The 17,081-nt window shown below is 66.4% G+C and carries 15 protein-coding genes and 1 pseudogene; 10 read left to right on the top strand and 6 right to left on the bottom strand.

The genetic code is table 11. The annotated features are described in order from the left end of the window. Positions 1–18 precede the first annotated feature (18 nt). From lptC to kdsD, 3 genes are read right to left on the bottom strand one after another with little or no spacing between them, the layout of a single operon-like run. On the bottom strand, positions 19–633 hold the full coding sequence (gene lptC / locus DIE23_RS35125) for an LPS export ABC transporter periplasmic protein LptC (RefSeq protein WP_124616967.1): 615 nt from the start codon (positions 631–633) through the stop codon (positions 19–21). A 3-nt stretch (positions 634–636) separates the two neighbouring features. Further along, positions 637–1,173, bottom strand: coding sequence for an HAD family hydrolase (locus DIE23_RS35120; protein WP_124616965.1), 537 nt, complete (start codon positions 1,171–1,173; stop codon positions 637–639). Further along, positions 1,173–2,156 carry an arabinose 5-phosphate isomerase KdsD gene (kdsD, locus tag DIE23_RS35115; RefSeq protein WP_124616963.1) on the bottom strand — a complete coding sequence of 328 codons (984 nt, stop codon included), beginning with the start codon at positions 2,154–2,156 and terminating at the stop codon, positions 1,173–1,175. Before kdsD ends, DIE23_RS35120 begins: the two co-directional genes overlap by 1 nt. A gap of 125 nt (positions 2,157–2,281) precedes the next feature. Between kdsD and DIE23_RS35110 the strand changes: the two genes are divergently transcribed. The 5 genes from DIE23_RS35110 to purU all read left to right on the top strand — a co-directional run bounded on the left by DIE23_RS35110 (position 2,282) and on the right by purU (position 7,418). Then, complete coding sequence (locus DIE23_RS35110) at positions 2,282–4,288, top strand: monovalent cation:proton antiporter family protein (protein ID WP_124616961.1); 2,007 nt, start codon at positions 2,282–2,284, stop codon at positions 4,286–4,288. Positions 4,289–4,366: 78 nt separating this feature from the next. Then, a complete protein-coding gene (locus DIE23_RS35105) occupies positions 4,367–4,933 on the top strand; it encodes an adenine phosphoribosyltransferase (RefSeq protein ID WP_124616959.1) in 567 nt (188 codons plus the stop codon). A gap of 34 nt (positions 4,934–4,967) precedes the next feature. Next, positions 4,968–5,582, top strand: a complete 615-nt coding sequence (locus tag DIE23_RS35100; RefSeq protein WP_124616957.1) for a LysE family translocator — start codon at positions 4,968–4,970, stop codon at positions 5,580–5,582. A 5-nt stretch (positions 5,583–5,587) separates the two neighbouring features. Beyond that, complete coding sequence (locus DIE23_RS35095; RefSeq protein ID WP_124616955.1) at positions 5,588–6,445, top strand: NUDIX hydrolase family protein; 858 nt, start codon at positions 5,588–5,590, stop codon at positions 6,443–6,445. An 88-nt stretch (positions 6,446–6,533) separates the two neighbouring features. Beyond that, positions 6,534–7,418, top strand: a complete 885-nt coding sequence (purU, locus tag DIE23_RS35090; RefSeq protein WP_124616953.1) for a formyltetrahydrofolate deformylase — start codon at positions 6,534–6,536, stop codon at positions 7,416–7,418. 123 nt (positions 7,419–7,541) lie between these two features. Here the strand turns inward: purU and DIE23_RS35085 are convergent, their stop codons facing one another. Beyond that, positions 7,542–8,624 carry an AI-2E family transporter gene (locus DIE23_RS35085; RefSeq protein ID WP_185646597.1) on the bottom strand — a complete coding sequence of 361 codons (1,083 nt, stop codon included), beginning with the start codon at positions 8,622–8,624 and terminating at the stop codon, positions 7,542–7,544. Between the two features lie 256 nt (positions 8,625–8,880). Further along, positions 8,881–11,766 carry an excinuclease ABC subunit UvrA gene (gene uvrA, locus DIE23_RS35080; RefSeq protein WP_124616950.1) on the bottom strand — a complete coding sequence of 962 codons (2,886 nt, stop codon included), beginning with the start codon at positions 11,764–11,766 and terminating at the stop codon, positions 8,881–8,883. A 262-nt stretch (positions 11,767–12,028) separates the two neighbouring features. Here uvrA and DIE23_RS35070 point away from each other — a divergent pair, with 262 nt between their 5' ends. Together DIE23_RS35070 and DIE23_RS35065 are read left to right on the top strand one after the other, a co-directional pair. Next, positions 12,029–13,216, top strand: a complete 1,188-nt coding sequence (locus DIE23_RS35070) for an MFS transporter (protein WP_124616948.1) — start codon at positions 12,029–12,031, stop codon at positions 13,214–13,216. Between the two features lie 103 nt (positions 13,217–13,319). After that, the gene (locus tag DIE23_RS35065; RefSeq protein ID WP_124616946.1) at positions 13,320–13,868 is read left to right on the top strand and encodes a single-stranded DNA-binding protein; all 549 of its coding nucleotides are present in this window, start codon (positions 13,320–13,322) and stop codon (positions 13,866–13,868) included. A 625-nt stretch (positions 13,869–14,493) separates the two neighbouring features. Here DIE23_RS35065 and DIE23_RS35060 read toward each other — a convergent pair. Next, complete coding sequence (locus tag DIE23_RS35060; RefSeq protein WP_124616945.1) at positions 14,494–14,718, bottom strand: hypothetical protein; 225 nt, start codon at positions 14,716–14,718, stop codon at positions 14,494–14,496. Between the two features lie 213 nt (positions 14,719–14,931). Here DIE23_RS35060 and DIE23_RS35055 point away from each other — a divergent pair, with 213 nt between their 5' ends. The 3 genes and pseudogenes from DIE23_RS35055 to DIE23_RS39920 form a co-directional block, all read left to right on the top strand. Beyond that, positions 14,932–15,696 carry a ParA family protein gene (locus DIE23_RS35055; RefSeq protein ID WP_124616943.1) on the top strand — a complete coding sequence of 255 codons (765 nt, stop codon included), beginning with the start codon at positions 14,932–14,934 and terminating at the stop codon, positions 15,694–15,696. 457 nt (positions 15,697–16,153) lie between these two features. After that, a complete protein-coding gene (gene phaP / locus DIE23_RS35050) occupies positions 16,154–16,735 on the top strand; it encodes a TIGR01841 family phasin (protein WP_124616941.1) in 582 nt (193 codons plus the stop codon). 155 nt (positions 16,736–16,890) lie between these two features. Beyond that, a pseudogene (locus DIE23_RS39920) lies at positions 16,891–17,081 on the top strand (hypothetical protein); the annotation flags it as partial.

Here is a 17,081-nt window from a genome sequence, read left to right as displayed (position 1 = left end):
AGTCACGTGAGGGATGCGTCACCTGGATTGACCTTTCGAGCCGCCGGACGTATCCGCCGCGGCGATCGTGCCGCGCACGTTGCCGTAAAGCTCGATGACCCGGGTGACGTTGTTGTACTTCATGCCGTCGGTCGCGTTGACGAGCGACAGGCCGCGCTGAAGTTTAACCGGCTTTTCGGTCTGGATCACATCGTCATTGACGAAGATCCGGAAATGCTGGGAATCGGCCTGCATCTGCGGATCGCCGCCGCCGGCCATGCGCAGGATGCGCGCGTCGTCGTACAAGTCGACGATCGACACGTCGCCGTTGACGCTGCCGCGCTTCGCGGTGGTCGTCACGACCGGCTTGCCGGGCTGGAATGCCCGCATGGCCGGATCGGTCAGGTCGCTGTTTTCGGTGTCTTCGTAATGGATCAGCTTCGCGGCCGTCAGCCGGTACTGGGTCGAGCCCGACTGGTCGAGTTCGGTGACCGAGAAGTTGTCCGCGAAATAGTCGGGCGTGTGGCGCTTCGGCTGCACGGTGCCCTCGCCGGGCGGCGGCAGCGTCGCCTGCAGCAGCCACCACGTGATGCCCGCGAGCGCGGCGACCGCGGCAAGCGGCAGCAACTGGGTCCAGCGGAAATGCGTGTTCATCCGTCAGGCTCCGCAGGCAGCCGCGAGCAGCGCGTCGTAGCGGCGCTGCGCGCGCAGGATTGCGTCGCAGACTTCGCGCACCGCGCCTTGGCCGCCGCGGGCCTCGGCCACCCAGTGCGCGCGGGCGATCACCTCGGGGTGCGCGTTGGCCGGTGCCGTCGCGAAGCCGCAGCGGAGCATCACCGGCAGGTCGGGCCAGTCGTCGCCCATGTAGCCGCAGGCGTCGGCGGTGATGCCGAGCGTCGCGATCAGGTCGGCGAACACGGTGAGCTTGTTCTCGACGCCCTGGAACAGGTGCGCGATCTTCATTTCCTTCGCGCGCGCCGCGACGATTTCCGAGCGGCGGCCGGTGATGATCGCGGTCGCGATGCCGGCCTCGCCGAGCAGCTTCACGCCGTGGCCGTCGAGCGAATTGAACGACTTCATCGCGTCGCCGGCCGCGGTAAACAGCAGGCCGCCGTCGGTCAGCACGCCGTCGACGTCGAAAATCATCAGCTTAACGCGGCTCGCGCGTTCGGCCGCAGTCAGCGCTGCGCTCATCAAATCACCTTCTTCGAAAACAGGTCGTGCATGTTCAGCGCGCCGATCAGCGCGCCGCCGGCATCGACCACCAGCATCTGGTTGATCCGGTGGCGCTCCATCAGTTCCACGGCCTCGACCGCGAGATGGTCGGGGCCGATCGTCCGCGGTTGGCGCGTCATCACGTCGACGATCGGCAGCGTGCGGAAATCGCCGTCGCGCGCGAGCACGCGGCGCAGGTCGCCGTCGGTGAAGATGCCCGCGACCTTGCCGTCGGCGTCGACCACGGCCGTCATGCCCAGGCGTTTCGCGGTGATCTGGAACAGCGCGTCCGACAGCGTCGCGTCGAGCCCGACGCGCGGAATGTCGTCGCCCGAGCGCATCACGTCGCGCACGTGGGTGAGCAGGCGCCGGCCGAGCGCGCCGCCCGGATGCGAGCGCGCGAAATCCTCGGAGCCGAAGCCGCGCGCGTCGAGCACCGCGACGGCGAGCGCGTCGCCGAGCGCGAGCGCGGCGGTCGTGCTCGCGGTGGGCGCGAGGTTCAGCGGGCACGCTTCCTTCGACACCGCGGCGTTCAGGTTCACGTCGGCGAGTGTGCCGAGGCTCGATTCCGCACGGCCCGTGATCGCGATCAGCTTCGCGCCGATCCGCTTGACGAGCGGCAGGATCGCGACGAGTTCTTCCGATTCGCCGGAATAGGAGATGCCGATGAAGACGTCGTCCGACGTGACCATGCCGAGGTCGCCATGGCTGGCCTCGGCCGGGTGGACGAAGAAGGCCGGCGTGCCGGTGCTTGCCAGCGTGGCCGCGATCTTGCGGGCGATATGCCCCGATTTGCCGATGCCGGATACCACGACACGGCCGCGGCAGTCGAGCAACAGCGCGACTGCCTGGACGAAGTCGCCGTCGAGCTGGTCGCGCAGCGCGCGCACGGCGTCCGCCTCGATGTCGAGCACGTCGCGGGCGAGCGCGAGCGCCCGATCATCATTGATTTTCGCTATCATGCGCGGAGTATAGCAAAGGCGTTTGTTCGCCGCGCCGCGCCTTCGGACTCGTCCGACGTCGCTTGCCCACCGCCACCACCCGCGCCCGCATTGCCGTGGCCCCGACGAACGAGGACGCTTCGCCCGTGATTTCCCCGCTCGAAATGACCCTGCTGCTGCTGCTGGCCTCGGTGGTGGGCGTCGTCGTATTTCGCTCGTTGAACCTGCCGCCGATGCTCGGCTACCTGACCGTCGGCATCCTGGTCGGCCCGCACGCGTTCGGCATCGCCGCGGACCTCGAACGGGCCGAGCATCTCGCGGAATTCGGCGTCGTGTTCCTGATGTTCTCGATCGGCCTCGAATTTTCGCTCGCGAAGCTGAGGGCGATGCAGCGGCTCGTGTTCGGGCTCGGGCTGCTGCAGGTGGTCGCGACCCTCGTGCTCGCGGTCGTGCTCGGCGCGCTGTTCGAGCGCTGGGTGCACATCACGTGGCAGGGCAGCGTCGCGCTCGGCGGCGCGCTCGCGATGTCGTCGACGGCGATCGTGTCGAAGATGCTCGCCGAGCGGCTCGAGATCGAGACCGCGCACGGCCGCAACATCTTCGGCGTGCTGCTGTTCCAGGATCTCGCCGTGGTGCCGCTGCTGATCGTGATCGCCGCGTTCGGCGCCGAGTCGTCGAAGGATCTCGCGCTCACGCTCGGTTTCGCGGCGGTCAAGATCGTGATCGCGCTGGCGCTGCTGTTGATCGTCGGCCAGCGCTTCATGACGCGCTGGCTCAACGTCGTCGCGCGGCGCCGCTCGCAGGAACTGTTCGTGCTGAACCTGCTGCTCGTCACGCTCGGCGCCGCGTTCATCACCGACCGCTTCGGCCTGTCGCTCGCGCTCGGCGCGTTCATCGCGGGGATGCTGATCTCCGAGACCCCGTTCCGTCACCAGGTGGAAGAGGACATCAAGCCGTTCCGCGACGTGCTGCTCGGCCTGTTCTTCGTGACGACGGGGATGCTGCTCGATCCGCGCGTGATCTGGGAGCACCCGTTGCTCGTGCTCGGCTTCTTCGTCGGGCAGATCCTGTTCAAGGGGACGATGATCGCGGGGCTCGCGCGGCTCTTCGGCGCGACGCCGGGCGTCGCGATGCGCACCGGCATCGGGCTCGCTCAGGCAGGCGAATTCGGCTTCGTGCTGCTGAACCTGATCCTCGACCGGCATCTGGTCGATTCGACGCTGCTGCAGGCGATCCTCGCATCGATGCTGCTGTCGATGCTCGCCGCGCCGTTCCTGATCCAGAACGCCGACCGGATCGTGATGCGGCTGTCGTCGACGGAATGGATGCAGCAGTCGCTGCAGATGACGCGGATCGCGACGCAAAGCCTCAAGCAGCGCAGCCACGTGATCATTTGCGGCTACGGCCGCGCGGGGCAGAACCTGGCGCGGATGCTCGAGCAGGAAGGTATCTCGTACGTCGCGCTCGACCTCGATCCCGATCGCGTGAGCGCGGCCGCGACGGCTGGCGAATCGGTCGTGTTCGGCGACGCGGCGCGTCGCGAGTCGCTGCTCGCGGCCGGTATCCATCGCGCGGCGGCCGTCGCGATCACGTATGCGAACACGCCGTCCGCGCTGCGCGTACTGCACCACGTGCACGAACTGGAGCCGACGCTGCCGGCGATCGTGCGCACGGTCGACGACGCCGATCTCGAGAAACTGCTCGCGGCCGGCGCGACCGAGGTGATTCCGGAGATCGTCGAGGGCAGCCTGATGCTCGCGTCACACACGCTGGTGCTGGTCGGCGTGCCGATGCGCAAGGTCGTGCGGCGCGTCGAGGAAATGCGCGACGAACGCTACAGCCTGCTGCGCGGCTATTTCCGCGGCGCGGACGACGCGGACGACGACGATCACGAGCAGGTGCGGCTACAATCAGTGCCGGTCGATGCGCGCGCGGACGCGGTCGGGCGCTCGCTGGAGGAACTCGGGCTATATGCGCTCGGGCTGGAAGTCACGGCGATCCGCCGGCATGGCATCCGCGGCGTCGAACCCGACCCGCAGACCAAGTTGCGCGCGAGCGACATCGTCGTGCTGCGCGGGCTGCCCGAGGCGCTCGCGCTCGCGGAGGAGCGGCTGTCGCGCCATCGGCGCGAGCCGCCGGCCGCGGTCGCCTGAGTCGCGATTCGATAACCTGACCCGTATTTATTCGAAACGGTGCCCGATCTTCGCGCACCGTTTTTTTCGGAGAGTTTCATGCCGCATTCGTCGTCGGGCGCACCGCTCGATCCGGTCGCCTTCATCCACAGCCAGATCCGTACCGTGCCCGACTGGCCGCAGCCGGGCGTGATGTTCCGCGACATCACGACGCTGCTGCAGAGCCCGAAGGCGCTGCGCATTCTCGTCGACCTGTTCGTCGAACGCTATGTCGATGCGAAGCTCGACTACGTCGCGGGGCTCGACGCGCGCGGCTTCATCATCGCGCCGATCGTCGCGTACGAGCTGAGCGTCGGCTTCGTGCCGATCCGCAAGGTCGGCAAGCTGCCGTACAAGACGTGTTCGGAGTCGTACGACCTCGAATACGGCAGCGCGACGGTCGAGATCCACGAAGACGCGTGCCGCCCCGGCGACCGCGTGATCATCATGGACGACCTGATCGCGACCGGCGGCACGATGATGGCGGGGCGCAACCTGCTGCAGCGGCTCGGCGCGGTCGTCGTCGAGGGTGCGGCGATCATCGACCTGCCCGAGCTCGGCGGCTCGACGCTGCTGCGCAACGCGGGGCTGCCCGTCTATACCGTCACCGAATTCGCCGGCCACTGAACCACTGAACGCCGGCCCACGCCGCGAGGTCACGATGCCCAACTTCATGCTGTTTCTCGCCACGTCGATCGCGATCACGTTCGCGCCGGGTCCCGACAACCTGCAGGTGCTCGCGCGCGGCATCTCGCAGGGCCGCGCGGCCGGCTTCGTCGCCGCGCTCGGCTTCACGGCCGGGATCCTGTTCCATACGACGCTCGCGGCGCTCGGCGTCGCGGCCGTGCTGCGCTCGTCGCCGGTCGCGTTCCAGACGCTGAAGCTCGCGGGCGCCGCGTACCTCGTGTGGATCGGCATCAAGGCGCTGCGCAGCCAGGGTCTCGCGAACGCGCACGAGCGTCCGCCGCAGCCGCTTGGCGCGATTTTCCGGCAGAGCGTGATCGGCAACCTGATGAACCCGAAGGTCACGCTGTTCTTCGTCGTGTTCCTGCCGCAGTTCGTCGATCCGCACGGCGTGCAGAGCGTGACGCTGCAGATGTTCGAGCTCGGCGCGCTGTTCATGCTGCAGACGGCCGCGATCTTCTCGCTGTTCGGCGTCGGCGCGGGCGCGATCGGCACATGGCTGAAGCGCCGCCCGAAGGCCGGCGTGTGGCTCGACCGGATCGCCGGCGCGACTTTCATCGCGATCGGCATCCGCGTCGCGCTGAAGGACTGAGCCCGATGACGTTTCCGTGCATTGCGGCCGCGCGCCGCTTCGATCCGGCCGCGCACCTGCGTTTCGAGATCGCCGGCGTGGCCGTAGGCTGGGTGCGTCGCCAGGACGTCGCGAAGCTCTCCCGCTGGCCCGACGTGTTCGAGCTGACGGACGAGCGCGTCGTGCTGTCGGCGCGCTATGACACGGTCGACGCGCGCAGCATGGCGCTCGCGAGCGCGATCGGCGCGCTGGCGGCGGAGGGCGCGATTCCCGGCTGGCGCGACGAGATCTATGCGGTCCGCAACCGCTTCGACGATCCGCCGCTCGCGTATATCGAGCGCGCCGCGTCGCGCTTCTTCGGCACGCAGACTTATGCGGTGCACCTGAACGGCATCGTAGAATATGCGGTTGCGCCGGGTTCGCCCGCCGCGCCGCAGATGTGGCTCGGCCGCCGCAGCGCGACCAAGGCCACCGACCCCGGCATGCTCGACAACGTCGTTGCAGGCGGCATCGGCTGGGGCCTGGGCGTTCACGAGACGCTCACGAAGGAATGCTGGGAAGAGGCCGGCATGCCGGCCGAACTAGCGTCGCGCGCGATCGCGGGCCGTGCGGTGCAGGTGCTGTGCTCGCTGCCGGAAGGCACGCAGTCCGAACTGATCTTCGTATACGATCTGCCGCTGCCGCGCGATTTCGCGCCGCACAACCAGGACGGCGAAGTGGCCGAGCACCTGCTGGCCGGCGTGCCCGAGGTGATCGGCTGGCTGCGCGAAGGCCGCGCGACGATGGACGCGAGCCTCGCGATGCTCGACACGCTGTTGCGCCACCGCTGGCTCTCGGCGGCCGACGCCGCGGGCATCGACGCGCTGTTCGCGCCGGCCGCGTAACGCGCTGCATGCCAGCCCGGGCCTGTCCCGCGGTGCGGCCGAACGAACGGCCTATTTGACGAATACCGAAACGAAGGGAGTAGCGGTCATGTCGACCGATCACAGCTTTATCTTGAAACTGTCGTGCCCCGACCGGCACGGCATCGTCCACGCGGTCTCGGGCTTCCTGTTCGAGCGCAGCAACAACATCCTCGATTCCGCGCAGTTCGGCGACAGCCGCACCGGCGAGTTCTTCATGCGCGTGCACTTCGAGCAGGATGCCGACGGCGCGGATGTCGCGTCGGCGCTCGACACGCTTCGCAACGAATTCGCGCCGCTCGCCGAGCAGTTCGGGATGCGCTGGGAACTGCACGACGCGGCCGTGAAGCCGCGCGTCGTGATCATGGTGTCGAAGATCGGCCACTGCCTGAACGACCTGCTGTTCCGCTATCGCACCGGCCAGCTGCCGATCGAGATCCCGGCGATCGTGTCGAACCACAAGGAGTTCTACCAGCTCGCCGCAAGCTACAACATCCCGTTCCATCACTTCCCGCTCGTCGGCGGTTCGTCCGATGCGGCGAAGGCTGCGCAGGAAGCGCGCGTGCTGGAAGTGATCGACGAACACCAGGCCGATCTCGTCGTGCTCGCGCGCTACATGCAGATCCTGTCGCCGAACATGTGCCAGCAACTCGCCGGCCGGGCGATCAACATCCACCATTCGTTCCTGCCGAGCTTCAAGGGCGCGAAGCCGTACTACCAGGCGTTCGACCGCGGCGTGAAGCTGATCGGCGCGACCGCGCACTACGTGACGACCGACCTCGACGAAGGTCCGATCATCGAGCAGGAAGTCGAGCGCGTCGACCACAGCATGACGCCCGACCAGCTTACCGCGATCGGCCGCGACGTCGAGTGCGTGACGCTCGCTCGCGCCGTGAAGTGGCACGTCGAGCACCGGATCGTGCTGAACGGGACGAAGACCGTCGTGTTCCGCTGATCGGCGGTTCGCGCCGGCCGTCGGTTGCCGGTTGCTGCAAACAAGAACGCCGCGCCCTTTACGGGGCGCGGCGTTTTTTATCGCGTGACGCGCGGGGCGTCGGGTTGCGTCGGGTGCGGAGCGTCAGATCAGCCGCAGCATGTACAGCTCGCGCTTCAGGTATGCATAGAAGATCGGCGCGGCGATCACGCCGGGAAGCCCGAACGCGGCTTCCATGATCAGCATCGCGAGCAGCAACTCCCATGCGCGCGATTCGATCTGGCCGCCGATGATCTTCGCGTTCAGGAAGTACTCGAGCTTGTGGATCACGACGAGGAACGCGAGCGATGCGATCGCGGTGCCCATGCTGACCGACAGCGACACCGCGACGATCAGCGTGTTCGAGATCAGGTTGCCGATCACCGGCAGCAACCCGACGATGAACGTGACGAGCACGAGCGTCTTCGACAGCGGCAGCCGCTGGTGGAAGATCGGCAGCGCGACGAGCAGGTAGATGCCGGTGAAGGCCGCGTTGATCGCCGAGATCTTGATCTGCGCGAACACGATCCGGCGGAACGACTCGGCGAAGCGCGACACACGCGTGACGAGCGCGGTCGACAGCGGACGGCGCACCTTGCCGTGCTCGACGCCGATCGCGATCATCGCGCCGATGATCATCCCGAACAGCACGTGGCCGAAGCCGCGCGCGACGCTCTTGCCGCCTTGCTGGAGCTGGTCCATGTGCGAGTGCATCAGCAGTGCAGCCTTGGTCTTCATCTGTTCGACGTCGACCGGCAGCAGGTTCGCGATCCAGGCCGGCGTGCGCGCGCGCGTCTGCTCGACGATCTGCATCAGCTGGTCGAGCAGGCTCTGCAGGTTCGGCACCGTCTGCTCGAAGTGCTCGATGATGCCGATCGTCAGGCCCGTGAGCCCGCCGACGATCGCGATCGACAGCAGCACGACGGCGACCCAGCGCGCGCGCATGCTCGTGGTATGGCGTTCGATCGCCGGGGCGATCGTGTGGATCAGCTGATAGACCAGCAGGCCGGCCAGCAGCCCGCCCAGCAGCTTGAGTTCGATGACAAGCACCATCGCGATCAGGGCGAACAGGTAGCTGCCGATCTCGATCGCCGACAGCTTCGGCAGGCTGAAGTCGCTCGTCAGCCGCACGCTGCGCAGGTGCGGCTCGCGGTTCTGCGCGTCGCGCGACTCTTGTTGCTTCTCCATCATGGATTCCTGTCGTTCGTGTGTCGTGCCGCGCGGTGGGCGGCAGGACGGCGGTCGGCCGGCGCCGCACCGGATTGGGGCGGATGGCGAACCTTACGACCGTAAAGTATAGCTGCCATTATGGTCCGCCACGCGGCTGTTTGGCTCGTGGTGTAAACGCAGAGGGGAAAACCGCGGAAGGGAAAACGATGAGGCCGGCGCCGCCGCGGGCGCCGGGCGCGCGCGGCCGGGCAGCCGCGCGCGGGAACGGAAAGTGTCAGCCGGCCGCCGCCTTGTGGGTCGGACGCTTGAGCAGCGGCGCGAGGTACTTGCCGGTGAAGCTCGCCTTGGTCTTCGCGACCTGCTCGGGCGTGCCCTGCGCGATGATCTGGCCGCCGCCGGCACCGCCTTCCGGGCCGAGGTCGATCACCCAGTCGGCCGTCTTGATCACGTCGAGGTTGTGCTCGATGATCACGACCGTGTTGCCCTGGTCGCGCAGCCGGTGGATCACCTCGAGCAGCAGCGCGATGTCGTGGAAGTGCAGGCCGGTGGTCGGCTCGTCGAGGATGTACAGCGTACGGCCCGTGTCGCGCTTCGACAACTCCAGCGACAGCTTCACGCGCTGCGCCTCGCCGCCCGACAGCGTCGTGGCCGACTGGCCGAGGCGGATGTAGCCGAGGCCGACGTCGAGCAGCGTCTTCAGCTTGCGGGCGATCACCGGCACCGCGCTGAAGAATTCATACGCGTGTTCGACGGTCATGTCGAGCACTTCGCTGATGTTCTTGCCCTTGTACTGCACTTCGAGCGTTTCGCGGTTGTAGCGCTTGCCGTGGCACACGTCGCACGGCACGTAGACGTCCGGCAGGAAGTGCATCTCGACCTTCAGCACGCCGTCGCCCTGGCACGACTCGCAGCGGCCGCCCTTCACGTTGAATGAGAAGCGGCCCGGATCGTAGCCGCGCTCCTTCGCGGTCGGCACGCCCGAGAACAGCTCGCGGATCGGCGTGAACAGCCCCGTGTAGGTGGCCGGGTTCGAGCGCGGCGTGCGGCCGATCGGCGACTGGTCGACGTTGATCACCTTGTCGAAATGCTCGAGGCCTTCGATCGCTTCGTGCGGCGCCGGTTCGGCCGATGAGCCGTACAGGTGGCGCGCGACCGCGTGGTACAGCGTGTCATTGATGAGCGTCGACTTGCCGGAACCCGACACGCCGGTGATGCAGGTCAAAAGGCCGACCGGCAGCTCGAGATCGACGTGCTTCAGGTTGTTGCCGTGCGCGTCGACGATGCGCAGCATCCGTTCGGGATCGGGGGCGATCCGCTCGTCCGGATACTCGATCGTGCGCTTGCCGACCAGATACTGGCCCGTCAGCGACTGCGGATTCGACTGCACCTGCTTCGGCGTGCCCTCGGCGACCACCACGCCGCCGTGCTCGCCCGCGCCGGGGCCCATGTCGACGACGTAGTCGGCCGTGCGGATCATGTCCTCGTCGTGCTCGACGACGATCACCGAGTTGCCGAGGTCGCGCAGGTGCTTGAGCGTCCCGATCAGGCGGTCGTTGTCGCGCTGGTGCAGGCCGATCGACGGCTCGTCGAGCACGTACATCACGCCGGTCAGGCCCGAGCCGATCTGCGACGCGAGCCGGATCCGCTGCGCCTCGCCGCCGGACAGCGTTTCGGCGCTGCGCTCGAGCGACAGGTAGTCGAGGCCGACATTGTTCAGGAAGGTCAGGCGCGCGACGATTTCCTTGATCACCTTGTCGGCGATCTCGCGCTTCGCGCCGTCGAGCGACAGGCCGTCGAAATAGCCGAGCGCGTCGCGCAGCGGCCAGCCGCTGATTTCATAGATGCCCCGTGCGTAGTCGCCGGTGCCGACCCGCACGTGGCGCGCCTCGCGGCGCAGCCGCGTGCCGTCGCACGACGGGCAGGGCTGGTTGTTCTGGTACTTCGCGAGCTCTTCGCGCACCGCGACCGAATCGGTCTCGCGGTAGCGGCGCTCGAGGTTCGGGATGATCCCTTCGAACACGTGCTCGCGGATCGTCGTGCGGCCGCGCTCGTTGATGTACGAGAACGGGATCGTCTGCTTGCCCGAACCGAACAGCAGCACCTTGCGGATCTTTTCGGGCAGGTCCTCGAACGCGGCGTCGATGTCGAATTCGTAGAACGCCGCGAGGCTCTGCAGCATCTGGAAGTAGAACTGGTTGCGGCGGTCCCAGCCCTTCACGGCGCCCGCGGCGAGCGACAGCGACGGGTGCGCGACGACCCGCTTCGGGTCGAAGAACGTGATCTGGCCGAGGCCGTCGCATTCCGGGCACGCGCCCATCGGGTTGTTGAACGAGAACAGGCGCGGCTCGAGCTCCTGCAGCGAGTACGAGCAGATCGGGCACGCGAACTTCGAGCTGAACAGGTGCTCGTGGTCGGACTCCATCTCGAGCGCGATCGCGCGGCCGTCGGCGAGGCGCAGCGCGGTCTCGAACGATTCCGCGAGGCGCTGCTTCATGTCCGGGCGCACCTTCAGGCGGTCGACGACGACGTCGATCGTGTGCTTGTCGTTCTTCTTGAGCTTCGGCAGCGACTCGACCTCGTGGATCTTCGCGACGCCTTCGTTCGCGGTGCCGCCGCCCGAGCGCACGCGAAAGCGCACGAAGCCCTGCGCCTGCATGTCCTCGAACAGCTCGGCGTGCTCGCCCTTGCGGTTCGCGACGACGGGCGCGAGGATCATCAGCTTGGTTTCCTCGGGCAGCGCGAGCGCCGCGTCGACCATCTGCGACACGCTCTGCGCCTCGAGCGGGATGTCGTGGTCGGGACAGTACGGCGTGCCGACGCGCGCGAACAAAAGTCGCAGGTAGTCGTGGATTTCGGTGACCGTGCCGACGGTCGAGCGCGGGTTGTGGGACGTCGCCTTCTGCTCGATCGAGATCGCGGGCGACAGGCCCTCGATCAGGTCGACGTCGGGTTTCTCCATCAGTTGCAGGAACTGGCGCGCGTACGCGGACAGGCTCTCGACGTAGCGGCGCTGGCCTTCGGCATAAAGGGTGTCGAACGCGAGCGACGACTTGCCCGACCCGGACAACCCGGTAATCACGATCAGCTTGTGGCGCGGCAGGTCGAGATTGACGTTTTTCAGGTTGTGGGTGCGTGCCCCACGGATACGGATCTGTTCCATGAACCTGGCGAAAATGGAGGGAACCAAACCTGCTACTATAACGGCTTTTCGAGGCCGTCGTTGGGGGCCCCCAGCCTTTGCAGCAGCTGGCAGCAAGGCGGTGTCCACACCGGGAGGCGGCCGCGCCGCGCGGCGCGAGGCGACCCGCAGGCTGCCTGCGTGACGTCCCGGAAAGCGCCTGCCGGGCCTGCCGGGCCGGTGGCCCTGATCTTCCGCCGCCCGCCGCCGGGCGGACATTCCGATCATTCGAAATTCATTCCCGATGTCCAATCCGTCCGCCACGTCTTCCCGCATGAGTGCGCCCGAACTGCGCGCGACCACGTCGCTCGCGGCGATCTTCGCGCTGCGCATGCTCGGCCTGTTCATGATCATGCCGGTGTTCTCGGTCTACGCGAAAACCATCCCGGGCGGCGACAACGTGCTGCTCGTCGGTATCGCGCTCGGGGCCTACGGCGTCACGCAGTCGCTGCTATATATCTTCTACGGGTGGGCGTCGGACAAGTTCGGCCGCAAGCCCGTGATCGCCACCGGCCTGCTGATCTTCGCGCTCGGCAGCTTCGTCGCCGCGTTCGCGCACGACATCACGTGGATCATCCTTGGCCGCGTGATCCAGGGGATGGGCGCCGTGTCGTCCGCGGTGCTCGCGTTCATCGCCGACCTGACCTCCGAGCAGAACCGCACGAAGGCGATGGCGATGGTCGGCGGCTCGATCGGCGTGTCGTTCGCGGTCGCGATCGTCGGCGCGCCGATCGTGTTCCACTGGGTCGGGATGAGCGGGCTGTTCGCGATCGTCGGCGTGCTGTCGATCCTCGCGATCGGCGTCGTGGTATGGGTCGTGCCCGACGCGGCGAAGCCCGTGAACGTGCCGGCGCCGTTCGGCGAGGTGCTGCACAACGGCGAGCTGCTGCGCCTGAACTTCGGCGTGCTCGTGCTGCACGCGACGCAGACGGCGCTGTTCCTCGTCGTGCCGCGCCTGCTGGTCGACGGCGGGCTGCCGGTCGCCGCGCACTGGAAGGTCTACCTGCCGGTGATGGGGCTCGCGTTCGTGATGATGGTCCCGGCGATCATCGTCGCGGAAAAACGGGGCAAGATGAAGCCCGTGCTGCTCGGCGGCATTCTGGCTATCCTGATCGGCCAATTGTTGCTCGGCAGCGCACCGCATACCATCCTCATTGTGGCGGCGATCCTGTTCGTGTACTTCCTGGGTTTCAACATTCTGGAAGCGTCGCAGCCGTCGCTCGTGTCGAAGCTCGCGCCCGGTTCGCGCAAGGGTGCGGCCACGGGCGTCTACAACACCACGCAATCGATCGGGCTCGCGCTCGGCGGCATCGCGGGCGGCTGGCTGCTGAAGCATGGCGGCGCGAACACCGTCTTCTATGCGTGCTCTGGGCTCGTGGCGGCGTGGCTTATAATCGCGGCCAGCATGAAAGCGCCGCCGCGCAAGGCCTGAACCTTCTTTTCGGGCAGGCACCGGCGGCGTTCGCCGGCTTGCCCGGCGGGCTGCTCCGACGACATTCGCGGGCGGCCCGGCATCGAATTTACTGGAGAAACACATGGCATCCGTCAACAAGGTCATCCTCGTCGGCAATCTCGGCGCCGATCCTGAAGTCCGTTACCTGCCGAGCGGCGACGCGGTTGCGAACATCCGTCTCGCGACGACCGATCGCTACAAGGACAAGGCAAGCGGCGATTTCAAGGAAATGACCGAGTGGCACCGCGTCGCGTTCTTCGGCCGTCTCGCCGAAATCGTCAGCGAGTACCTGAAGAAGGGTTCGTCGGTCTATATCGAAGGCCGCATCCGCACGCGCAAGTGGCAGGGCCAGGACGGCCAGGATCGCTATTCGACCGAAATCGTCGCCGACCAGATGCAGATGCTCGGCGGCCGCGGCGGTTCGGGCGGCGGCGGTGGCGGCGGTGACGAAGGCGGCTACGGCGGCGGCTACGGTGGTGGCGGTGGCGGCCGCGGCGAACAGATGGAACGCGGCGGTGGCGGCGGTCGTGCCGGCGGCGCGCCGCGCGGCGGTGCAGGCGGCGGCCAGAGCCGTCCGAGCGCACCGGCAGGCGGTGGCTTCGACGAGATGGACGACGATATCCCGTTCTGACGGAACGTTGGTTCCTGGGGTGCGGAGGGGCCCGAATTTCCGAGCTGAATCAGCGATTTGGCCTGGATCTTCGGGTCTTTTTTCGTTTACGCGTTTTTCGATCCGGGTGGAGCGCGCCTGATCGGATGGGTTCCGTTCGCGGAATGGGGGCTGGCGAGACCCGATACGCAATTCGTGAAGTTCCGATGGCATCGGCCGAGGCCTTCGGCAGCACCATCGATGCAATGGCGCCGCGTGTCCACGTTGAACCGGCGCCGATGTCGACGGTTGAAATTGGACCGAGCTTCAAGCGATCGCGATGAACGCCATGACTGGCGTCGTGAAGGCGGGGATGAGCGGTTGCGCACCGGCCCCATTGAAGGGGGAGGAGCTTGAAACGATTCCCCCGCTCAGGGGACGTGCATCGTCATGGTGTGCGATGGATCAGACGTCGGTTGCGTCTACGTCGGCGATCCGGACGACGGGATACCTGGCGTGACGCAGTTTGGCGCAACCGTATCACGCGCGGAACCGTTGCAGTCCCATCCAAACCATCACATGGGGCGAGGCGGGTCGGGTGCTACGTGTCGAGGCGTTGTCTGTCCGTCCGCAAGACTGGCGCCGAGCGCGCCGGAGAAAAAACGAATTACGCTTCCGTCACAATCGCGACCAGATTGCTGACGCGCTCAACGGACTTTCCGCCCTTCGGCCACCGGACCAGGGCGTCGCTGCCGTCGATCGACAGGACTACGCCATCGCTGCGGTCAACCGTGCCCGTGAGTGTGACGCGGTTCACTTTTGCCGCGGGCGCAAACGAAGCCGTGCTGCGGCCCGGCAGCATATCCATCAGGAACGAGAATACGGGGTACACGATTGCTCCTTGGCAAGCTTGACTAGGGTTTTCCCTAAGTATAGCGACTCGGATGCGGCACCGCAACATTTCGGCCACTTCCATTTATGGTGGCCGCGTGCCCTTCAACCGTTACGTGCCGGGTCCATTCACGTGTATCTGACGGATGTCACGTGGCCGCCACGATTGACCGGCTAAGCTTGTTCTTTCGACGTTTCGATCGAAGGAGACACAATGCGGCGGGTCGTATTCAACCAGAAGGGCGGTGTGGGCAAGTCGACGATCGTCTGCAACCTGGCGGCGATCAGCGCGAGCGAAGGGCTGCGCACCCTCGTCATCGACCTCGACGCGCAGGCGAATTCCACGCGCTACCTGCTCGGCGACCGCGCGATCGACGCGCATCCCGGCGTCGCCGGATTCTTCGAGACCGCGCTGACGTTCAACTTCCGGCCGGTCGACGTCGCGTCGTTCATCCATCCGACGCCGTTCGACGGGCTCGACGTGATGCCCGCGCATCCGGACCTCGACACGCTGCACGGCAAGCTCGAGTCGCGCTACAAGATCTACAAGCTGCGCGACGCGCTCAACGAGCTCGACACCTACGATGCCGTCTACATCGACACGCCGCCCGCGCTGAACTTCTACACGCGCTCGGCGCTGATCGCGGTCGAGCGCTGCCTGATTCCGTTCGACTGCGACGACTTCTCGCGCCGCGCGCTCTACACGCTGCTCGAGAACGTGAAGGAAATCCAGCAGGACCATAACGCGGCGCTCGAGGTCGAAGGGATCGTCATCAACCAGTTCCAGCCGCGCGCGAGCCTGCCGCAGCGGCTGGTCGACGAACTCGTCGAGGAAGGATTGCCGGTGCTGGCGTCGCGGCTGTCGGCATCGGTGAAGATCCGCGAGTCGCATCAGCAGTCGACGCCGGTGATCCATCTCGAACCGGCGCACAAGCTCGCGCAGGAATTTCGCGCGCTGCATCGCGAACTGGTCGGGTGAGGGTATCGCCGCAGTCCCTCCGGTAATTTATACGATCATTGAATTTGTCATTAATAATCCCGGTAACGATTTCAAAATAAATCTGGAAAAACGATTACATCGGCCGTCGCATCCATTTTCAATACATACCTCTTTTCTAATAACGGAAATAATGATGGGGTAAATATTACGGATGGCTGCGGTGCGCTACGCTGTAAAAAAGTAAAAATCGTTTCGGGGCAATGGGTTGCAACACGGCCCCTTCATGTGCGGCCAACGATCGAGAGGCGTCCTTCTCGAGGGTAAGGGTTTTTACCTAGCATTAATGCCATTTAATTGACAATTGATGCATCTAGAATGACGATTCTCGACTTCCCGCACGCAATAGCGTCCGGGAGTTGTGAATAAGGAAGCAGGCTTCGAACTGACTTCCATTTTCTTTACGTCGTCTCTCGCATTGCCAACAGGAGCGTGCCCGATGTCCGTATTTGCCCCCGAAAAACTCGCCGCCGATTATCAATCCGGAGTCGCCGCCTGGTTCGCGATTGCGCGCCCGGCAATTCATGGTTTCGAGGCCGTTGTCGAACTCAACGTGCAAGCGGCCAAGACGGCGCTCGAGGAGTACGAGGACAAGCTGAAGAATGCGTTCAATCCGAGCAACCCGGCAGCGGGCTTCGCACAGCAGTTCGCCGCACCGCAGGAAGCCGCCGGCAAGGCCGTCGCGTACGGCCGCCATCTGTTCGACATCGCGGTGTCGACGCAGGCCGAGTGGGCGAAGGTCGCGCAGGTTCAGTACGAGCAGAACGACAAGCGCGTGAAGGACGTGCTCGGCGAACTGACGAAGCACGCGCCGGCGGGTACGGCCCCGGTGGTCGCCGCACTGAATTCGGCGCTGTCCGCCGCAACCGCCGCGGCAGACTCCGTGCGCGCAGCGACGGGGCAAGCGATCGAGGCCGCGCAAAGCGGTTTCGACGCGGTCAGCGAAACGACGGCGCGCGGCGCCAAGCAGACCGCGGCTGCCGCACGCAAGGAAGCCGCTTCGCGCGAATCGGCTGCATGACCGCGTGTCGCGCGCAGGCGCGACACGATTGAACGGCGCCGGATGGCGCCGGCCGCTGCGTGTGCCGCGTGGCGACCGGCGAACGTCCGCCTTGCCGCGGCGTGCCCGGGGCATGGCCGGGGCGGGCTGATGGGCGGCGCCACGAGCGCGCGAACGTGCAGCCGCATCGCGGGCCGCGTGGCGCCCACGCGCCGTCGTCGGCCGCCGCGCCGTACCGGCACGGGCATGCAATACGGATCGACCCACTGATTTCAATGCAGGAACAGAACATGACGGACGTAGTGATCGTATCGGCCGCGCGGACCGCGGTCGGCAAATTCGGCGGCTCGCTCGCGAAGGTCGCGGC

This window comes from Burkholderia sp. Bp9143, from assembly GCF_003853645.1.
In the GTDB taxonomy this organism is placed as follows: Bacteria; Pseudomonadota; Gammaproteobacteria; order Burkholderiales; family Burkholderiaceae; genus Burkholderia.
This window is presented reverse-complemented; position numbering and strand designations above follow the sequence as displayed.